Source organism: Streptomyces bugieae (assembly GCF_036352915.1).
GTDB lineage: Bacteria > Actinomycetota > Actinomycetes > Streptomycetales > Streptomycetaceae > Streptomyces > Streptomyces endophytica.
In genome coordinates, this window is the sequence record NZ_JAZBJP010000056.1 from 13,515 (window position 1) to 31,681 (window position 18,167).

General features: G+C 75.4%; 16 protein-coding genes and 1 pseudogene. 12 read left to right on the forward strand and 5 right to left on the reverse strand.

Annotation, left to right across the window (positions count from 1 at the left end):
* Window positions 1-38: 38 nt before the first annotated feature.
* On the reverse strand, window positions 39-944 hold the full coding sequence (locus tag V2J85_RS38590; RefSeq protein ID WP_330824187.1) for a DUF3027 domain-containing protein: 906 nt from the start codon (window positions 942-944) through the stop codon (window positions 39-41).
* Window positions 945-1,366: 422 nt separating this feature from the next.
* Here V2J85_RS38590 and V2J85_RS38595 point away from each other — a divergent pair, with 422 nt between their 5' ends.
* The 4 genes from V2J85_RS38595 to V2J85_RS38610 all read left to right on the forward strand — a co-directional run bounded on the left by V2J85_RS38595 (window position 1,367) and on the right by V2J85_RS38610 (window position 5,031).
* On the forward strand, window positions 1,367-2,731 hold the full coding sequence (locus tag V2J85_RS38595; RefSeq protein ID WP_410011364.1) for an MFS transporter: 1,365 nt from the start codon (window positions 1,367-1,369) through the stop codon (window positions 2,729-2,731).
* Between the two features lie 133 nt (window positions 2,732-2,864).
* Window positions 2,865-3,368, forward strand: coding sequence for a hypothetical protein (locus tag V2J85_RS38600; protein ID WP_330824188.1), 504 nt, complete (start codon window positions 2,865-2,867; stop codon window positions 3,366-3,368).
* Between the two features lie 5 nt (window positions 3,369-3,373).
* Window positions 3,374-4,183 carry a futalosine hydrolase gene (locus V2J85_RS38605; protein ID WP_330824193.1) on the forward strand — a complete coding sequence of 270 codons (810 nt, stop codon included), beginning with the start codon at window positions 3,374-3,376 and terminating at the stop codon, window positions 4,181-4,183.
* Window positions 4,180-5,031, forward strand: a complete 852-nt coding sequence (locus V2J85_RS38610) for a 1,4-dihydroxy-6-naphtoate synthase (protein WP_261956186.1) — start codon at window positions 4,180-4,182, stop codon at window positions 5,029-5,031. Before V2J85_RS38605 ends, V2J85_RS38610 begins: the two co-directional genes overlap by 4 nt.
* A gap of 23 nt (window positions 5,032-5,054) precedes the next feature.
* Here V2J85_RS38610 and V2J85_RS38615 read toward each other — a convergent pair whose 3' ends face one another.
* Window positions 5,055-5,438, reverse strand: coding sequence for a cold-shock protein (locus V2J85_RS38615; protein ID WP_018089689.1), 384 nt, complete (start codon window positions 5,436-5,438; stop codon window positions 5,055-5,057).
* A 248-nt stretch (window positions 5,439-5,686) separates the two neighbouring features.
* Here V2J85_RS38615 and V2J85_RS38620 point away from each other — a divergent pair, with 248 nt between their 5' ends.
* Window positions 5,687-5,902 carry a hypothetical protein gene (locus tag V2J85_RS38620; protein ID WP_330824189.1) on the forward strand — a complete coding sequence of 72 codons (216 nt, stop codon included), beginning with the start codon at window positions 5,687-5,689 and terminating at the stop codon, window positions 5,900-5,902.
* Here the strand turns inward: V2J85_RS38620 and V2J85_RS38625 are convergent.
* On the reverse strand, window positions 5,848-6,504 hold the full coding sequence (locus V2J85_RS38625) for an HAD family hydrolase (protein WP_261956188.1): 657 nt from the start codon (window positions 6,502-6,504) through the stop codon (window positions 5,848-5,850). The genes V2J85_RS38620 and V2J85_RS38625 overlap by 55 nt on opposite strands.
* Before the next feature lie 124 nt (window positions 6,505-6,628).
* On the opposite strand from V2J85_RS38625, the gene V2J85_RS38630 reads away from it, so the two are divergent.
* The 4 genes from V2J85_RS38630 to V2J85_RS38645 all read left to right on the forward strand — a co-directional run bounded on the left by V2J85_RS38630 (window position 6,629) and on the right by V2J85_RS38645 (window position 10,777).
* Window positions 6,629-7,636, forward strand: a complete 1,008-nt coding sequence (locus tag V2J85_RS38630) for a FecCD family ABC transporter permease (RefSeq protein ID WP_261956189.1) — start codon at window positions 6,629-6,631, stop codon at window positions 7,634-7,636.
* A complete protein-coding gene (locus tag V2J85_RS38635; protein WP_261956190.1) occupies window positions 7,633-8,724 on the forward strand; it encodes a FecCD family ABC transporter permease in 1,092 nt (363 codons plus the stop codon). The genes V2J85_RS38630 and V2J85_RS38635 overlap by 4 nt, the downstream gene beginning before the upstream one ends.
* A gap of 92 nt (window positions 8,725-8,816) precedes the next feature.
* Window positions 8,817-9,665 carry an ABC transporter ATP-binding protein gene (locus V2J85_RS38640; RefSeq protein ID WP_261957486.1) on the forward strand — a complete coding sequence of 283 codons (849 nt, stop codon included), beginning with the start codon at window positions 8,817-8,819 and terminating at the stop codon, window positions 9,663-9,665.
* 62 nt (window positions 9,666-9,727) lie between these two features.
* Entirely contained in the window at window positions 9,728-10,777 is a 1,050-nt protein-coding gene (locus V2J85_RS38645; protein WP_330824190.1) for an ABC transporter substrate-binding protein, read from the forward strand.
* Between the two features lie 96 nt (window positions 10,778-10,873).
* On the opposite strand, the gene V2J85_RS38650 is transcribed toward V2J85_RS38645, so the two are convergent.
* Entirely contained in the window at window positions 10,874-12,088 is a 1,215-nt protein-coding gene (locus V2J85_RS38650; protein ID WP_330824191.1) for a hypothetical protein, read from the reverse strand.
* Between the two features lie 176 nt (window positions 12,089-12,264).
* Here V2J85_RS38650 and V2J85_RS38655 point away from each other — a divergent pair, with 176 nt between their 5' ends.
* Together V2J85_RS38655 and V2J85_RS38660 are read left to right on the forward strand one after the other, a co-directional pair.
* Window positions 12,265-14,889, forward strand: coding sequence for a helicase C-terminal domain-containing protein (locus V2J85_RS38655; RefSeq protein ID WP_330824192.1), 2,625 nt, complete (start codon window positions 12,265-12,267; stop codon window positions 14,887-14,889).
* A 206-nt stretch (window positions 14,890-15,095) separates the two neighbouring features.
* The gene (locus V2J85_RS38660) at window positions 15,096-16,748 is read left to right on the forward strand and encodes a DNA repair helicase XPB (RefSeq protein ID WP_261956194.1); all 1,653 of its coding nucleotides are present in this window, start codon (window positions 15,096-15,098) and stop codon (window positions 16,746-16,748) included.
* 87 nt (window positions 16,749-16,835) lie between these two features.
* On the opposite strand, the gene V2J85_RS38665 is transcribed toward V2J85_RS38660, so the two are convergent.
* Window positions 16,836-17,993, reverse strand: coding sequence for a glycosyltransferase 87 family protein (locus V2J85_RS38665; RefSeq protein ID WP_330824194.1), 1,158 nt, complete (start codon window positions 17,991-17,993; stop codon window positions 16,836-16,838).
* A 36-nt stretch (window positions 17,994-18,029) separates the two neighbouring features.
* On the opposite strand from V2J85_RS38665, the pseudogene V2J85_RS38670 reads away from it, so the two are divergent.
* A pseudogene (locus V2J85_RS38670) lies at window positions 18,030-18,167 on the forward strand (helicase-associated domain-containing protein); the annotation flags it as partial.

An 18,167-nucleotide genomic window follows, 5' to 3' on the forward strand; every position in this document is an offset into this window, starting at 1 on the left:
GCGCCCCGAGGGGCGGCCGACCCGGCCCCTGACGACCCTCAGCTGTGGCCCAGCTCCTCCGCCGGGCCCGCTTCCTCCACGGACCCGCCGTCGCGCTCCGGCCGCAGCGCCAGCGGTTCGACGACGGTTTCGTCGACCACCGGCGGCGCGGGGCGCGGCGGCTTCGGCATGACGGCGGCCTCGGAGTGGGCGCCGCAGCCGTACGAGAGGGAGACCACGCGGCCGTCCGCGGGGGCGAACTCGTTGGCGCAGACACCGAACGCCTGGCGCAGCGAGCCCGTGAGCGGGGTGAGGAAGCCGCAGGTCATACAGGTCGCGGGGGCCGCCTGCGCCATCGGGGTCTTGGCGCCGAAAGCCTCTTCCCAGCGGTCGGCGGCGGCGTGCAGGCCGTAGCGGGACAGGACCCGGGCGCGGGCCATGCCGAGTTCCCCGGCGACGTCGGCGATGCCGCCGCGGGCGGGGGCGGGCTGGACCGCGGGCGAGCCGGGGAGGACGTCGGCCTCTTCGGAGTCGGCGACGTCGGCGGCCATGCCCTCGGCGACCGGGGAGTTCGGCGGCGGTGCGTCCTCGCCGGTGAAGCCGGGCTCCAGGCGGAGGTCGTCGGCCTCGGTGGGGAGCAGGTCGCCGGGGCCCATGTCGCCGGGGCGGAGGCGTTCGCTCCAGGGCACCCACTCGGGGGCGAGCAGGGCGTCGGGGCCGGGCAGCAGGACCGTCTCGTCGAGGGTGACGACCTTGGCGCGGGAGGCGCGGGCGACCGTCACGCCCCAGCGCCAGCCGCGGTATCCGGGTTCGTTGCAGGCGAAGAGATGGGTGACGACGCGATCGCCGTCGGCCACGGCCTCGATGTGCTCGCCGACCATGCCGGGGAGTGCGGTCTCCTCCGCCGCCGCCCGGGCGAGGTCGACCGCCTCGGCGCACAGGCGGTCAGGGATACGGCTTCGCATCGCAGCACTCACAAGAATCGATTCTCTCTTCCACGCCGTCTCACGAGTGCGCCAGCCGGAGCTGTCCTTGTCCGTCCGGAGGCCGGGGCGGGCGGAGCGGACCTGGGGACCGCGTCGACGTCCGCGCCCGATCGGTTCGGTCGAGCGCACCTCTTGCAACCCATTCTGCGGGATCGCGGATCGCAATGAGACACGCGGCCAAAACCGACCGCCGGTGGCGCGCTAGACACGCTACCCCTTCAAGGGTGTACGACTCCTCGGAGGGAGCGGCAATTGGCAGCGGGTGGCGGCGGCGAGCCGGTGCGCCCCGCGCGGCAACAGGGAGGAACCGCCCTCTCCTGGGCGAGTTGGGGCACTATGGCCAGGTGGCTGCCGCGAGGGCGTCGAAGGTACGGAAGCCGCGCGCACCGACGCGCGGCGGGATCGGCGGCAGCCCGGGCCGACGGGCCGGGCGGGCGGTCGGGCGGGCGCTGCACCGGCCGTTCACCGGCGCGGCCCGGGGCGTACGGCGGGCCACGCATGCGCACGGCGCGGGCGAGTCGGGGCTGGGCAAACTGATCGAGCTGCACGCGGTGAACTCCGCGGGCGACATGATGATCACCGTCGCGCTGGCCTCGACGGTGTTCTTCTCGGTGCCGACCCATGAGGCGCGCGGTCGGGTGGCGCTGTATCTGGCGGTGACCATGGCGCCGTTCGCGGTGCTGGCACCGGTGATCGGGCCGCTGCTGGACCGGGTGCCGCACGGCCGGCGGGCGGCGATGGCCGGGTCGATGCTGGCCCGGGCGCTGCTGGCGGTGACGATGTCGGGGGCGGTGGCGACCGGCGGTCTGGAGCTGTATCCGGCGGCGCTGGGCGTGCTGGTGTCGTCGAAGGCGTACGGCGTGGTGCGCAGTGCGGTGGTGCCGCGGCTGCTGCCGCCGCGGATCTCGCTGGTGAAGGCCAACTCGCGGGTGACGCTGGCGGGGCTGCTGGCGACCGGGCTGGCCGCGCCGGCGGGTGCGGGGCTGCATCTGCTCGGGCCGCCGTGCCCGCTGTACGGGGCGTTCGTGGTGTTCGCCGTGGGCACGGTGCTGTCGTTCTCGCTGCCGCACAAGGTCGACTCGGCGAAGGGTGAGCGGCGGGCCCGGCTGGCGTCCCGGAACGGGCCCGTGGCGGGGACGGCGGGGCGGGCGCCGAAGCCGGGGCTGCGGACGGTCGGGCCGTCCGTGCTGCACGGTCTGCAGGCGAACGCCGCGCTGCGGGCGCTCTCCGGTTTCCTGACGTTCTTCCTGGCCTTCCTGCTGCGCGAGCATCCGCTGGGCGCGCTGGGCGCGGCGGCGTCGCTGGGGCTGGTGGCGGTGGCGGCCGGGGTCGGCAACGCGCTGGGCACGGCGGTCGGGGCGTGGCTGAGGGCGCGCGGGCCGGAGCCGATCGTCGCGGCGGTGCTGGGGCTCGCGCTGTGCGCGACGGTGCTGGCGGCGGTGTTCTACCCGGTGCTGGCGGTGGTCGTGGTCCCCGCGGCGGCGGCGACCGCGGGGCTGTGCCAGGCGCTGGGGAAGCTGTCGCTGGACGCGATGATCCAGCGCGATGTGCCGGAGGAGGTGCGGACCTCGGCGTTCGCCCGGTCCGAGACGGCGCTGCAGTTGGCGTGGGTGGTGGGCGGGGCGCTCGGGATCGCGCTGCCGCTGGTCGGGGTGGTGGGCATGGCGGTGGCCGCGGGCCTGGTGACGGCGGGTGCGGCGGTGTCCGTGCGGGGGCTGCTGCAGGCGGCGCGGCGGGGCGGTACGCCGACGCCGCGGGTGGCCTGAGCGCGGGCGGGACGGATCGCGGGGGCGTGTTCCCGATCGGGCGGGTGTGATCGGCGGGTCCCCCCGGGGGCGTGCCGCGCGGCACGCCGTACCCGGGGGTGGCGTGGGCCGGAGCGCCAGATAGCCTGCCCGTATGACCGCTGCGTTGATCTCCTGGGGCAAGGGCCGCCGCGCCGCTGCCGCCATCGGTGCCGTGTCCCTGGGTCTGGTGACCCTCTCCGCCTGCGAGAAGCCGACCGCGCTCGCGACCGTGACCGTCGGTTCGTCGACGGTGACGGCCGAGGCCACCCCCGGCTGCGACGGCAACGGCAAGGAACTGTCCCGGAAGGCCGTGGCCGCCTGCATCACCAAGAAGGGCGGCAAGACGATCACCGTGCACCCGGGTGAGAAGGTGCGCGTGGGCGTGGACCCGGAGGTCGCCAAGTCCGGCTGGATCGTCATCGGCGCCGGCCCCGTGATGCGCGAGCCGAGCAAGCAGACGTACCGCAGCTTCGACGCGGACACGCTGTTCATGCAGCAGAACCCGCAGACCGGTCAGACGACGTACACCAAGGACGTCACCCTGCAGGTCGCCGAGCTCCACGACGGCGACGGCCCCACGACGATGTGGCACTTCACGCTCAAGCAGAAGGACTGAGCCCGCTGAGCGCGCCGAGCGACGCCGGCCGGCCGCCGCGGGTGCTGGCCGTCACCGCGGTGGCCGCCGAGCGCGACGCGGTGTGCGCCGCGGCGGAGTGCGGCGCGCCGGCCGTGCTGCCGGGCGGCTACGAGCTGTGCCGGGCGGACGGCGGGCCGGTGGCGCTCGACGTGCTGGCCGCGGGGGTCGGACCGGCCGCCGCGGCCGCCGGGACGGCCACCGCGCTGACCGCCGCGGCGCTCGCCGGGCAGCCGTACGACCTGGTGGTCTCGGCCGGTATCGGCGGCGGCTGGGCGCCCCGTGCGCCGCTGGGGGCGGTGGTGGTCGCGGAGGCGATCGTCGCGGCCGATCTGGGCGCCGAGACCCCGGACGGTTTCGTTCCGGTCACCGATCTGGGCTTCGGGGCGGTGCTGCACCGCCCCGACCCGGCGCTGGTGAAGGCCGTCGCGGCGGCGGCCGGCGCGGTCACCGGCACCGTCGTCACGGTCTCCACGGTCACCGGCAGCGCCGCCCGCGCCGCCGAGCTGGCACGGCGTCACCCGGGGGTGCTGGCCGAGGCGATGGAGGGCTTCGGGGTCGCGGAGGCGGCCGCCGCGCACGGGGTGCCCGTGCTGGAGGTCCGGGCCGTCTCCAACGCCGTCGGCCCGCGCGACCGGGCCGCCTGGCGCATCGGGGCCGCGCTGACCGCGCTGACCGGCGCCTTCCGTACGCTTCCCGGAGCCCTGGTGGCCACCGCCGGGCCGGCTCCGGATCCTCCCCCACGCTCGACTTCGCTCATGCGGGGGGACCCCCACGTCCCTGAGGAGGGCCCGTGACCCGGCCGCTGAACATCGCGTACTCGCCGTGCCCGAACGACACCTTCGTCTTCGACGCGCTGGCGCACGGCAGGGTCCCGGACGCGCCGGAGCTCGCGGTCACCTTCGCCGACATCGACCTCACCAACGGCATGGCCGAGCGCGGTGAGTTCGACGTGCTGAAGGTGTCGTACGCGGTGCTGCCCTGGGTGCTCGACGACTACGCGCTGCTGCCCTGCGGCGGGGCGCTGGGGCGCGGCTGCGGGCCGCTGGTGCTGACCCGCGCGCAGGGCTCGGGCGCGGACCTGGCGGGGAAGACGGTGGCGGTGCCCAGTGAGCGGTCGACGGCGTACCTGCTGTTCCGGCTGTGGGCGGCGGCCGAGGTGCCGGGCGGGGTCGGGGAGATCGTGGTGCTGCCGTTCCACGAGATCATGCCGGCCGTGCGGGACGGCAAGGTCGACGCCGGTCTGGTCATCCACGAGGCCCGTTTCACGTACCAGGACTACGGGCTGGTGTGCCTGGCGGACATGGGTGAGCACTGGGAGCAGACGACCGGGCTGCCGATCCCGCTCGGCGCGATCATCGCCAAGCGGTCGCTGGGCGAGCGGGCGTTGCGGGAGCTCGCGGCGGCGATCCGGACGTCGGTGCTGATGGCCTGGGACGACCCGGAGGCGTCCCGTCCGTATGTCCTGGAGCACGCCCAGGAGATGGACCCGAAGGTGGCCGACCAGCACATCGGGCTCTACGTCAACGAGTTCACCGCCGACCTCGGTGAGGACGGCTATGCCGCGGTGCGCGGGCTGCTCACCCGCGCCGCGGCCGAGGGGCTGGTGCCGCCCCTCGGCCGCGATGCGCTGCGTTTCGTATGAGGTGTGCCGGGCGGTCCCCCAGGTCAGACGTCCAGCTGGTCGGCGACCGCCCGCAGCATGCCGGCGATCTTGGCGCCGTGCACCTTGTCGGGGTAGCGGCCGCGCTCCAGCTGCTGGGTGACGTTCTCCAGGAGCGTGGTGAGGTCCTGGACGATCGAGGCGAGTTCGTCCGGCTTGCGGCGCTGGGCGGCGGCCACCGAGGGTGCGGGGTCGAGGAGTGTCACCGTCAGCGCCTGGTCGCCACGCTGGCCTGCGACGACGCCGAATTCGACGCGCTGGCCGGGCTTGAGTGCGGCTACACCGTCGGGCAGCACCGACGAGTGCACGAAGACGTCACCGCCGTCGTCGCGGGAGAGAAAGCCGAAGCCCTTCTCGCTGTTGAACCACTTGACCTTGCCGGTAGGCACGTCTGTCCTCGTCCTCGTACTCGTTGGAAAAAACTTGGGCTGGTCCGCCGCGGAAGCGCGGAAGAAAAACGGTCTGGATAGCAATGCAGCGGGCCGCAGGACCCGCCACACCCAAGGCTAATGGTCCCCCGGTCGGTGACAAGACGCCGCCGGGTGGATCCTCTGTGCTTCCGGTGCGGACTTACCCTGGTCAGGTGTCTGACGAAACGCCCCGCGCAGGGGATCTGCTGGTCCGAATCGGCGCGATCATGTTCCTAGTTGGCGCGCTGGCCACTCTCGCCACGGTGACGCCGCTGTTCCTCGGGACCACGCCGCTGCCGTGGGGTTTCTACTGGCTGTGCATGCTGATGGGCGCCGGCTTCCTGGTGGCCGCGAGCGGAGTGGTCCGTTCCGCGGTGGTGCAGCGGCGTCAGGCGGTGGCGGCCGCCGAGGGCTCCGTGCCGTCCGCGCCCTCCGCGACGTAACGCGCCAGCCAGGACGGGAACTCCGTCAGGTCGCCGAGCAGCACATCGGCGCCGGCCGCCCGCAGCTCCGCCGCGTCGCACGGCCCGGTGGCCACGGCCACCGACAGCGCCTCGGCGGTGTGCGCGCCGCGCACGTCTCCGGTGTGGTCGCCGACGTAGACCCGGGCGTCGTGGTCGCGCAGCGCCTCGGCCTTGGCCTCCGCCCACAGCGAGCCGATCACCGCGTCCGGTTCGAGGCCCAGGTGGGCCAGGTGCAGCTTGGCGTTCGGCTCGTACTTGGCGGTCACCACGATCGCCCGGCCGCCGGCCGCCCGCACCGCGGCGATGGCCTCGTGGGCGCCGGGCAACGCGGGGGTGGAGGCGATCGCGTACTCCGGGTACAGCGCGCGGTACAGGGCACTGATCTCGGCCACCCGCTCCGCGGGGAACCAGCGGCGGATCTCCTCCTCCAGCGGCGGACCGAGCCGGGTCACCGCCGCCTCGGCGTCGACATGGGTGCCGGTCCGGGCGGACAGCTCCTCGTACGCGGCCTTGATGCCGGGCCGGGAGTCGATCAGCGTCATGTCGAGGTCGAATCCGACCGTCAGGGGGTACGCAGCCATGCCTGCCATTGTGCCCGGGGGTCCGCGGGGACCGGATGGTGGCTACGCTCAGCCCTGCCTTACCTAACCCGACAGCTCCGGAACGGACCGACCGGCCGCCCTCCCTCCACGGAGAGTGACGCACATGACGCCCCGGACACCCAGCCGCCGGCTCGGTCCGACGGCGCTGGCGCTGCTCGCGCTGCTGCTGGCGGTGGTCCTCTCGCTGGCCGTCGGCAGCCGCCCGTTCGCGCCGTCGGAGGTGCTGGACGCCCTGGTGCACGGCGGCTCCGGCGACGCCGCCCAGGTCGTGCGCTACCTGCGGCTGCCGCGCACCGAGATCGGGTTGATGGTCGGCGCCGCGCTGGCGATGGCCGGCACGGTCATGCAGGGCCTGACCCGCAATCCGATCGCCGACCCCGGCGTGCTCGGCATCAGCCAGGGCGCCTCGGCCGCGGTGGTCCTCGCCCTCGCCTTCGCCGGCGTCCACACCCTGACCGGCTACGTCTGGTTCGCGTTCGCCGGCGCCGGGATCGCCTCGGTCGTGGTGTACGCGATCGCCGCCCGCGGCCGCGGCGGCGCCACCCCGGTCAAGCTGGCGCTGTCCGGTGCCGCGGTGAACGCCCTGCTGGTCTCGGTGACCATGGCGGTGCTCACCACCCGGGCCGCGGCGTGGGACGAGTTCCGGTTCTGGCAGGTCGGCTCGCTCACCGGCCGGGACACCGAAGTGGCCGCCCGGATCTGGCCGTTCCTGCTGGCCGGCGCGGTCCTCGTGCTCGCCGTCGCCCGCGGTCTGGACGCCCTGGCGCTCGGCGAGGACGTCGCCCGCGGCCTGGGCCGGAACGTCGCCGCGGTACGGATCGTCGGCGGGCTGGGCGCGACCGTGCTGACCGGCGCGGGGGTCGCGGCGGCCGGCCCGATCGCCTTCGTCGGCCTCGCCGTGCCGCACCTCGCCCGGGCGCTGGTGGGCGGCGACCACCGCCGGCTGCTGCCGATGGCCGCCCTGCTCGGCCCGGTCGTCGTGCTGGTCGCGGACACCGTCGGCCGGGTCGTCTTCCCGCCGTCGGAGGTCCCGGCGGGCGTGCTGACCGCGCTGATCGGGGTGCCGTTCCTGGTCACCCTGGTCCGCCGCCGGGCGGTGGTGGCCGCATGACGCCGCCGGTGACCACCGCGCCCCGCGGCGCCTTACGCCCCGCCGGATACGCCCTGGTCCGGGCCGGCCGCGGCTCCTTCCTGCTGCACCGCCGGGCCGCCCTGACCGCCACCTGCCTGGCCGCGCTGCTGGCCGCCGCCTGTCTGGCCGCGCTGTGCGTCGGCGAGAGCTTCGTGTCGCCCCCGCAGGTCCTCGACGTCCTCCTCGGCCGGCCGTCGGCGCAGGAACTCGTCGTCGGCACGCTGCGGCTGCCGCGGCTGGCCGTCGGCCTCATGGTGGGCGCGGCCTTCGGCGTGGCCGGCGCGCTGATCCAGACGGTGGCCCGCAATCCGCTGGCCAGCCCCGACATCATCGGCGTCACCCAGGGGGCGGGGGCCCTGACGGTCGGCGCGATGACCCTCGGCGTCGGCTCGTACGGCGTGCTGCCGTATCTGTCCGTCGCCGGCGGGGTGCTGGCCGCCGCGCTGGTCTACGTCGTCGCCTGGCGCGGCGGGCTGCACGCCACCCGCTTCGTCCTGATCGGCATCGGCTGCGCGATCGCGCTCCGCTCGGTCACCCAGCTCTTCCTGACCAAGGGCGACTACCTGGTCGCCCAGCAGGCGCAGGTGTGGATGACCGGCTCGCTCAACGGGCGCGGCTGGGCACAGGCGGCGCCGCTGGGCGGGGCGCTGCTGGTGCTGCTGCCGGCGGTGCTGTGGGCGGCACGCGCGCAGCGGACGGTGTCGCTGGACGACGACACCGCGACCGCGCTGGGCGTCCGGCTCGGCCGTACCCGGCTCGGGCTGGTCGCGACCGGGGTGGCGCTGGCATCGATGGCGACCGGCGCCGCGGGCCCGGTGGACTTCGTCGCGCTGCTGGCCCCGCAGATCGCCCGCCGCCTGACCCGGACCGCCCAGACACCGCTGCTGTGTTCGGCGCTGCTGGGCTCCTTCATCGTCGTCCTGGGCGATCTCCTCGCCCGCAGGATCTTCGCGCCGACGGAACTGCCGGTCGGGGTGGTGACCGCCGCCGTCGGCGCCCCGTATCTGATCTGGCTGATCGTCAGGGGCCACCGGGCCCGTGGCCGCGCCGCAGGAGGGAACGCGTGACCGAGAGCGCCGAGGCCGGGGAGACCGCGGGGAGCGGGACCGGCCGTGCGGGGGGAGCCGTGGAGAACGGGACCGCGGGTGCCGCGGAGAGCGTGGGGAGCGCGGCGGGGCGCGGCGCCGGTGGTGCTCCGGCCGCCCGGCTGGCCGCCCGGGAACTGACCCTCGCCTACGAGGACCGCACGGTCGTCGACGGCCTGGACCTGGACGTGCCGCACGGCGCGGTCACCGTCGTCGTCGGCCCCAACGCCTGCGGCAAGTCGACCCTGCTGCGGGCCCTGGGCCGGCTGCTGCGGCCGCGCGGCGGTGCGGTGCTGCTGGACGGCACGGACCTCGCCCGCATCCCCACCAAACGGATCGCCCGGTCGCTCGGGCTGCTGCCGCAGTCCCCCGTCGCGCCCGAGGCGATCACCGTCGCCGACCTGGTCGCCCGCGGCCGCCAGCCGCACCAGCGCTGGTGGCAGCAGTGGTCGGCGGACGACGAGCGGGCGGTCGGCGAGGCGATGGCGCGCACGGACGTGGCGGAGCTGGCCGACCGCCCGGTGGACGAGCTCTCCGGCGGCCAGCGCCAGCGGGTCTGGATCGCGATGGCCCTCGCCCAGGAGACCGATCTGCTCCTGCTGGACGAGCCGACGACCTACCTGGACATCGCCCACCAGGTCGAGGTGCTCGACCTGGTACGGCAGTTGAACCAGGAGCGCGGCCGCACCGTCGTCGCCGTGCTGCACGACCTCAACCAGGCCGCCCGCTACGCCGACCACCTGGTGGCGATGAAGGCCGGCCGGATCGTCGCCCAGGGACGGCCGGCCGAGATCGTCACCGCGGAGCTGGTCGACGAGGTGTTCGGGCTGGCGGCGGTCGTGGTGCCGGACCCGGTGACGGGCTCGCCGCTGGTCGTCCCGGGGCGTCCGGGACAGCCGCGGCGGGCGGTCCGCCGGGCCTGACCGGGCCGGCCCCCGAACCACGAGCGATGCCCTCCACCACCGACCGAGACGAGGTATCCGCCATGTCGACCCACCGCAGCCCGGCCCGCCGCACCACCCCCGCCGTCGCCGCCGCCGGCGCGCTCGCCGTCCTGCTGGCCCTCTCCGGCTGCACCTCCGGCGGCGGTTCGTCCGCGGCCGGCCCGGACGGGTCGTTCAAGGCCGCGCACTGCCCCGCGCAGCCCGCAGTGACCTGGGCGAAGCCGGCGACCGGCGGCGGTACGCACACCGTACGGACGGCGATGGGCGAGGTGACCGTGCCGAACGCCCCGAAGCGCGTGGTCGTCCTCGACACCGCCGAGCTGGACTCCGCGATCACCCTGGGCGTCAAGCCGGTCGGCGCCACCCGCTCGGACGTCGCCTCCGGCTTCCTGGACTACCTGCCCGAGGACGCGGTGGCCGGCATCAAGGACGTCGGCAAGATCGGCGCCCCCCACCTCGAAGCGGTCGCCGCCCTCAAGCCCGACCTGATCCTGACCAGCAAGGTCCGCGACGGCGGCCGCTACGCCCAGCTGACGAAGATCGCGCCGACGGTGATGACCGAGACCACCGGCTACCCGTGGAAGCAGAACTTCGCCACGCACGCCGACGCGCTCGGCCGGATCCCCGAGGCGCAGCGCGCGGTCGCCGGGTACCGGGCGCACGCCCGACGGGTCACCGAGGCGCTCGGCGGCCCCGCCAGGGCCCGCGGCCTGCGGACCAATGTCGTCCGTTTCGTCGCGGGCGCGGACACCCGGATCTACGGCTGCCGGAGCTACATCGGCACCGTCCTCGCCGACCTCGGCACCGGCCCCACCGCCGCGGTCGACGGGGCGAAGGACGGCCTGATGACCGAGGTGAGCCCGGAGCAGATCACCGAGGCGGACGCCAACGCGGTGTTCTACGCCTCCTACGGCAGCCCGGAGAGGTCCGAGGAGGACCGGATCACCGGCGGCGGCCTCTGGAAGCACCTGCGCGCGGTCGCCGACGGCAGGTCCTTCCGCGTCGACGACCAGCTGTGGATCCAGGGCATCGGCTACACGGCGGCCGACAAGATCCTGGACGAGGTGCGGCAGCGGCTCGCGAAGAAGTGACGGGCGGGGCGGGGCGGGCCCGGCGGGTGGGTCCCCGAGGGGCCTGGCCGGCGGGCCGCCGCCCGGGGGCATCGCCTTAGCAAGAGCGGCGCCTCTCTACCGGGCCGCCCGCCGCATCCGCCACAGCAGGAACAGCGCCGAGGCGACCGCCGCGACCCGCACCACACCCGGCAGCGCAGCCATCAGCTCCTGGCCCAGCCGGCCCTGCGCGATCGGCTCGCCCCACCGCCCGTCGAACCGGCCCCACAGCCACACCAGCAGACCGCCGACGACGGTCCCGGGCACCCCGAGCGCCGCGAACTTGGCCTCGGCCGGGCTGAGCCGCCGCGACACGTAGGCGAGTGCCCAGCCGCCTCCCAGCGCGAGCCACGACCCCAGCACCGCCCCGGCCACCAGGAGGACCACCGCCAGCGCCGGCACCGGACTGAGCCAGGCCCGCAGCGGCACCGGCCGGACGGCCTCCACCGCCTCCCCGTCGTCGCCCGCGCCCTCGTCCGTGCCGCCGTCCGCACCGCCTTGCGCACGGCCCCGGGCGGTCTCCCCGTCCGCGTCGTCGTCCGCCTCCGTGCCGTCCTTCCGCAGCGACGGCGGCCGCCCGGCGGGGTCGCCCTTCGGGTGCTGCCACATCTCCGGGATCTCGATGCCGCCCACGAAACCGGGCACGGTGTCCCCCGGCCCGTACGGCCCGGGCTCCACCCGCCACCAGTCGGGCGCGTCCTGCGCGTCACCCAGCTCGTCCGCGCCGGCGAGGTGCGGCGGCAGCCCGACGGACGGCGCGGACTCCGGCTCACCGGCGCGCGGGCCCGGCACCTTGCCGGACGCCGGTCCCTTGCCGAGCCCCGCCCCCTTGGTGAAGAGGCCCCACCTGCCGGACCCCGGCCGGTCGCCGTTCCGGGGCGCGCCACCGCCGGTCGCCCTCCCGTCACCGTTCGCCGCGCCGGCCCCCTCCGCCGCCCGCTCCTTCGCCGCCCGCTCCTTCGGCGCCGCCTTGGCGAGCAGCCCGTCGCGCCAGGCCGTCAGGGCGCCGAGCCGGTCGCGGGCGGCGGGCCGGGCGGGCGGGGCCGGGTCCGGCTGCGGGGTCCCGGCCGCCGCCGGGGTGCCGCCGGCCGCCTCGACCAGCGCCTCCGGCGTCCCCAGCCGGGCCAGCAGCCGCTTGGTGCCCACCACCGAGTCGGCCCTCTGCGCCTCGATCTGCGTCCGGAGCCCCGACACCAGCCGCATCCGCGCGGCCGGGGGCAGGCCCCGCTGCTGGGCCAGGTCACCGACCCGGCTCAGATAGTCAAAGACGAGCTGCTCACTCTCGATCCCCACGAAATCCCCTGCGGCGTCCGCTGGTTGCTGCCCCGACGGTACCGCGCCGGCCGCCGCCCGGCCCGGAGCGGCGGCGGGGCGCCGGCGGATCCGCCGCGAGCCGCCCGGCGCCGGATCCTCCGGTACCCGCCGCCGCTCCCTGCCCCTCCCCCGTTCCCCCCGCTAACGTTGTACGAATGACCACCGATACCCCCCGGACCCTCGCCGAGGAGCTGCGGACCCGTAGTGACGGCGGGCTCGTCGGGCTGCTGCGGGCACGGCCCGATCTGCTCAGCCCGGTGCCGGGCGACGTCACCCAGCTGGCGACCCGGGCCGGGACCCGGGCATCGGTGGTGCGTGCGGTGGAGCGGCTCGACCGGTTCGCGCTGCAGACCGCCGAGGCGCTGGCGGTGGCACCCGACCCGTGCCCGTACGACACGCTGGGCGCGCTGATGGGCGGGGACGCCGGGGACGAGGCGGTGGCCGCCGCGCTGCCGGGGGCCGTCGCCGAGCTGCGCGGGCAGGCCCTGGTGTGGGGGCCGGACGACCGGCTGCGGCTGGTGCGCACGGCCCGGGAGCTGCTGGCGCCCGGCGCCACGCGGCCCTCACCGACCGGACTGGGCCCGACCGTCGCCGAGGCCGCCGCCGGGATGTCGCCCGGCCGGCTGCAGGAGATCCTGGCCGCGGCCGGGCTGCCCACCACCCACGACCCGGTCTCCGCGGTCGCCGCGCTGACCGGGCTGTTCCGCGACCGGGAGCGGATGGCGGCGCTGCTGGACACCGCGCCGGCCGAGTCCGTCGCCGTCCTCGACAAGCTGCTGTGGGGCCCGCCGTACGGCGCGGTCACCGACCGCCCGGCTCCCCATCTGCAGTGGCTGCTCGACCGCGGTCTGCTGCTCCCGGCGGGCGCCCGCAACGTCGTCCTGTCGCGGGAGGCGGCGCTCCATCTGCGCGGCGGGCGCGCGCACCACGCCCCGGAGCCGCTGCCGCCGGCGCTCACGCCCACGACGGAACGTGATCCACAGCTTGTGGACAACGCCGCGGCGAGCCAGGCGTTCACCGCCCTGGCGACCGTCGAGGAGCTGCTCAAGGAGTGGGACCTGGGCGGCCCGGCCGTGCTGCGCGCCGGCGGGATGAGCGTGCGCGATCTCAAGCGCACCGCCACCGCCCTGGACACCACCGAACGGCTCGCCGCCTTCTGGCTCGAACTCGCCTACGCGGCCGGGCTGATCGCCTCCGACGGCGAGGCCGACGAGCGGTACGCCGCCACCCCGGCCGCCGAGGAGTGGCGGCAGCTGCCCGATCACGAGCGGTGGGCGGTGCTGGCGGCCGGCTGGCTGGCCGCGACCCGCACCTCGGGCGTGGTCGGCACCGCCGACGCGAAGGGCCGCGCACTCGCCGCCCTCGGACCGCACCTGGACCGCTCCCCGGCCCCCGAGGTCCGCCGCCGCGCCCTCACCCTGCTCGCCACGCTGCCGCCCGGTACGTCCGTACCGGCGTCGACGGTGCTGTCCCGGCTGCGCTGGGAACGTCCGCTGCGCGGAGCCGGTCCGACGGCGGGCGGCGCCGCGGCATCGACCGCGGGCGGCGCCGCGGGACCGGCGGCGGGCAGCACTGCGGCATCGGCGGCGGCCGGGGCCGCCGAGCCCGGGTCCGCCGGCACCGACGACCTCCGCTCGCGCCTGGCCCAATGGGCCCTGGAGGAGGCCGAGTTGCTGGGCGTCACCGGGCGCGGCGCGCTCGCCGCCCACGGCCGGGTCCTGATCGGCGCGGAGCAGGCGGCAGGCGGGGACGGGGTGCCGTCCGGGGACGAGGCGACATCCGGGGACGGCGGTACATCCGGGAACGGGGTGGCATCCGGGGCCGAGGCCGCTGCCGCGGCGACCCGCGCCGCCGCCCTGCTCGCCCCCCTCCTCCCCGAACCCCTCGACCACGTCCTCCTCCAGGCGGACCTGACCGCGGTCGCCCCCGGCCCCCTGCAGCGCCCGCTCGCCGAGGCGCTGGACGTCCTCGCGGACATCGAGTCCAAGGGCGGCGCCACGGTCTACCGCTTCACCCCGGCCTCGGTCCGCCGCGCCCTCGACGCCGGCCGGTCCGCCGCCGAACTGAAGGACTTCCTCAGTAACCACTCCCGTACGCCGGTCCCCCAGCCGCTCGCCTACCTCGTCGACGACGTGGCCCGTAAGCACGGCCGGCTGCGGATCGGCGCGGCCGCCGCCTACGTCCGCTGCGACGACGACGCGCTGCTCTCCGAGATCCTCGCCGACCGGCGCGCCGCCGGGCTCCGCCTGCGCCGGCTCGCCCCGACCGTGCTCGCCGCCCAGACCGCACCCGAGCAACTCCTCGACGGACTGCGGGCGATGGGCTACGCCCCGGCCGCCGAGTCCGCCGCCGGCGACGTGCTGATCGCCCGCGCCGACTCGTACCGCACCCCGCCGCGCACCGCCCCGGCCCCCGTCCCGGACGGCCCGCCGTCGCCCGACCGCACCCTCCTGGAGGCGGCGGTGCGCGCCATCCGCGCCGGCGACCTCGCCGCCACGGCGGAACGCAAGCCGGTGCACGCCCCCGCCCCGGCCCCCGGCACGTTCCCGCGCACCACCTCCGCCGAGACCCTCGCCACCATGCAGGCCGCGGTGCTGACCAGCTCGGCCCTGTGGATCGGCTACGTCAACGCGGACGGCGCGGCCAGCCAGCGGGTGATCGCCCCGGTACGGGTGGAGGGCGGCTTCGTGACGGCGTACGACCACACCGCCGACGAGGTGCGCACCTATCCGCTGCACCGGATCACCGGGGTCGCGGAACTGGCGGACGACGTGGTGTGAGCCGCGGTACGACGAGGCCGGGCGCCACCTCGTGGCACCGCCTTGTGGCGCCGCCCGGCCGGAGCGCCGCCGCGCCGCCGCGTCACCGTGCCGCCCCGGGCCGCTCCGGCCCTCCCTCGCTTCCCCGCCGATGGGGCACACTGGAGATTTGGCCGTACCGGACGCTCCCGTCCCGGGCCGCACACCGAACGGAAAGGGCGAGGCGCGTGAACGGACCCCTCATCGTCCAGAGCGACAAGACGCTGCTGCTGGAGGTGGACCACGAGCTGGCGGACGCCTGCCGGCGGGCCATCGCGCCCTTCGCCGAGCTGGAGCGGGCGCCGGAGCACATCCACACGTACCGGGTGACGCCGCTGGGGCTCTGGAACGCGCGGGCCGCCGGGCACGACGCCGAGCAGGTCGTGGACGCGCTGGTGCAGTACTCCCGGTATCCGGTGCCGCACGCGCTGCTCGTCGACGTCGCCGAGACGATGGCCCGCTACGGCCGGCTCACGCTGATCAAGCACCCCACGCACGGGCTGGTGCTGACCACCACCGACCGCCCGGTGCTGGAGGAGATCCTCCGCTCCAAGAAGGTGCAGCCGCTGGTCGGCGCCCGGCTGGACCCGGACAGCGTGGTCGTCCACCCCTCCGAGCGCGGCCAGATCAAGCAGACGCTGCTCAAGCTGGGCTGGCCCGCCGAGGACCTCGCCGGTTACGTCGACGGTGAGGCGCACCCGATCGAGCTGCGCGAGGACGGCTGGGCGCTGCGGCCGTACCAGCAGCAGGCCGTCGAGGGCTTCTGGCACGGCGGCTCGGGCGTCGTCGTCCTGCCGTGCGGCGCGGGCAAGACGCTGGTCGGGGCGGGCGCCATGGCACAGGCCAAGGCCACCACGCTCATCCTCGTGACCAATACGGTCTCGGCGCGGCAGTGGAAGCACGAACTGGTCCGGCGCACCTCGCTGACCGAGGACGAGATCGGCGAGTACAGCGGGACGCGGAAGGAGATCCGGCCGGTCACCATCGCCACGTACCAGGTGCTGACGACCAAGCGGAAGGGCGTCTACCCGCACCTGGAGCTGTTCGACTCCCGGGACTGGGGCCTGATCGTCTACGACGAGGTGCACCTGCTGCCCGCGCCGGTCTTCAAGTTCACCGCCGACCTGCAGGCGCGGCGCCGGCTGGGACTGACCGCGACGCTGGTGCGCGAGGACGGCCGGGAGTCGGACGTCTTCTCCCTGATCGGCCCGAAGCGGTTCGACGCCCCCTGGAAGGAGATCGAGGCGCAGGGCTACATCGCCCCGGCCGACTGCGTCGAGGTACGGGTCAACCTCACCGAGACGGAACGGCTGGCGTACGCCACCGCCGAGACCGAGGAGAAGTACCGCTTCTGCGCCACCACGGCCAGCAAGCAGTACGTGACCGAGGCCCTGGTCCGCCGCCACCAGGGCGACCAGACCCTGGTCATCGGGCAGTACATCGACCAGCTGGACGAACTGGGCGAGCACCTGAACGCCCCGGTGATCAAGGGCGAGACCACCAACGCGCAGCGGGAGAAGCTCTTCGACGCGTTCCGGCAGGGCGAGATCTCCGTACTGGTCGTCTCGAAGGTCGCGAACTTCTCCATCGACCTGCCCGAGGCGACCGTCGCGATCCAGGTGTCGGGCACCTTCGGCTCCCGCCAGGAGGAGGCCCAGCGGCTCGGCCGGGTGCTCCGCCCGAAGGCCGACGGCCACGAGGCGCGCTTCTACTCCGTCGTCGCCCGCGACACCATCGACCAGGACTTCGCCGCCCACCGCCAGCGCTTCCTGGCCGAGCAGGGCTACGCGTACCGGATCGTCGACGCGGACGAACTGCTGGCGGCGGACGAGGACGCGTAGGCCGCAGTGGCGGGGGGCGGGGACGGGTAGGCAGCGCCCGGCGGCGGACCCGTCAGGCATTCCCGGGGACGGCCGCCCGGCCCGGGCTCACGCGGTGCGGGTCCGGGCGGTCAGGTCCTGGTCGGTGCGCGGGGACGGGATGCGGCGGGGCGCGGACACCCCGGGCTTCCCCGGCTCTCCCGGCGCGCTCGCCGTACGCCGGGTCCACCAGATCAGGGCGGCCGGCAGCGCCAGCCCGAGCAGGGGGTACGGCGCGGCGAACGGCTGCTGCCACCAGGAGAAGTGCAGATCCAGGTCGCCGGGGTGCGGCACGATCCACATCGTGCGGGCCGTGAAGGCGAGGGTGACGGCGGCCAGCAGGGCGCGCCGCCAGGGGTGGCGCCGGACGCGGGCGGCGAGGCCGATCAGCAGCGGTACGCACCAGACCCAGTGGTGCGACCAGCTGATCGGCGAGACCAGCAGCGCCGTCACGGCCGTACACAGCACGCCCCAGATGTCGAGGCCGCGGCGCAGATAGACCCGGCGTGCGGCGTAGAGCCCGGCGGCCGCGGTCAGCAGCGCCGGCACCGCCCACAGCAGCCCCGGTGCGGGGTTGTGCAGAACGCGGCTGATCAGGCCCTGGAGGGACTGGTTGTCGACGATCCAGACCTTGCCTACCCGGTCGGTCTCGAACATCCGCCGGGTCCAGAACTCGACGCTGGCGTCCGGCAGCACCAGCCAGCCCAGCAGCACCGAGACCAGGAACCCGGCGAGGGCGGTGAAGGCGGCCTTCACCCGGCCGGTGATGAGGAGGTAGACGGCGAAGATCGCGGGGGTGAGCTTGATGCCCGCCGCGATGCCGGTGGCGAACCCCTTGCCGCGGGCGCCGTCCGGGCGGGCGAGGTCCCAGAGGACGAGGCAGGTCAGGGCGAGGTTGACCTGGCCGAAGACGAACGTCTGGAAGACCGGTTCGAGCCAGAGGCCGAGCGCGGTGGCGGCCAGGACGGCCGGCAGGGTGTGCGCGGCCCGGCGCACGCCGGCGGCCTGGCAGGAGAGGTGGATCAGCAGGGCGAGCAGCCCGGCGTTGACGAGCACGCAGACGATCTTGAGGGTGCCGAGGGAGAGCCAGGTCGTCGGGATGAAGAGGAGAGCGGCGAAGGGCGGGTAGGTGGCCGGGAGGTCCCACTTGGTGACCGTGAAGCCGTAGAGATCACCGCCACTCGCGGCGGCCTCCCCCTCGGCCCGGTAGACCGCTATGTCGGACATCGGCAGCGGCTGCACCTCGTAGAGCACCCACAGCCCGGCGAACGAGACGAGCAGGTCGTGGACGCGCTGGTGCAGTACTCCCGGTATCCGGTGCCGCACGCGCTGCTCGTCGACGTCGCCGAGACGATGGCCCGCTACGGCCGGCTCACGCTGATCAAGCACCCCACGCACGGG

Excerpts from the sequence above, each read along its gene's own strand:
- V2J85_RS38590 (WP_330824187.1), bottom strand. The coding sequence starts at position 944 with ATGCGAAGCCGTATCCCTGACCGCCTGTGCGCCGAGGCGGTCGACCTC.
- V2J85_RS38600 (WP_330824188.1), top strand. The coding sequence starts at position 2,865 with ATGACCGCTGCGTTGATCTCCTGGGGCAAGGGCCGCCGCGCCGCTGCC.
- V2J85_RS38620 (WP_330824189.1), top strand. The coding sequence starts at position 5,687 with ATGTTCCTAGTTGGCGCGCTGGCCACTCTCGCCACGGTGACGCCGCTG.
- V2J85_RS38625 (WP_261956188.1), bottom strand. The coding sequence starts at position 6,504 with ATGGCTGCGTACCCCCTGACGGTCGGATTCGACCTCGACATGACGCTG.
- V2J85_RS38630 (WP_261956189.1), top strand. The coding sequence starts at position 6,629 with ATGACGCCCCGGACACCCAGCCGCCGGCTCGGTCCGACGGCGCTGGCG.
- V2J85_RS38635 (WP_261956190.1), top strand. The coding sequence starts at position 7,633 with ATGACGCCGCCGGTGACCACCGCGCCCCGCGGCGCCTTACGCCCCGCC.
- V2J85_RS38645 (WP_330824190.1), top strand. The coding sequence starts at position 9,728 with ATGTCGACCCACCGCAGCCCGGCCCGCCGCACCACCCCCGCCGTCGCC.
- V2J85_RS38655 (WP_330824192.1), top strand. The coding sequence starts at position 12,265 with ATGACCACCGATACCCCCCGGACCCTCGCCGAGGAGCTGCGGACCCGT.
- V2J85_RS38665 (WP_330824194.1), bottom strand. The coding sequence starts at position 17,993 with ATGTCCGACATAGCGGTCTACCGGGCCGAGGGGGAGGCCGCCGCGAGT.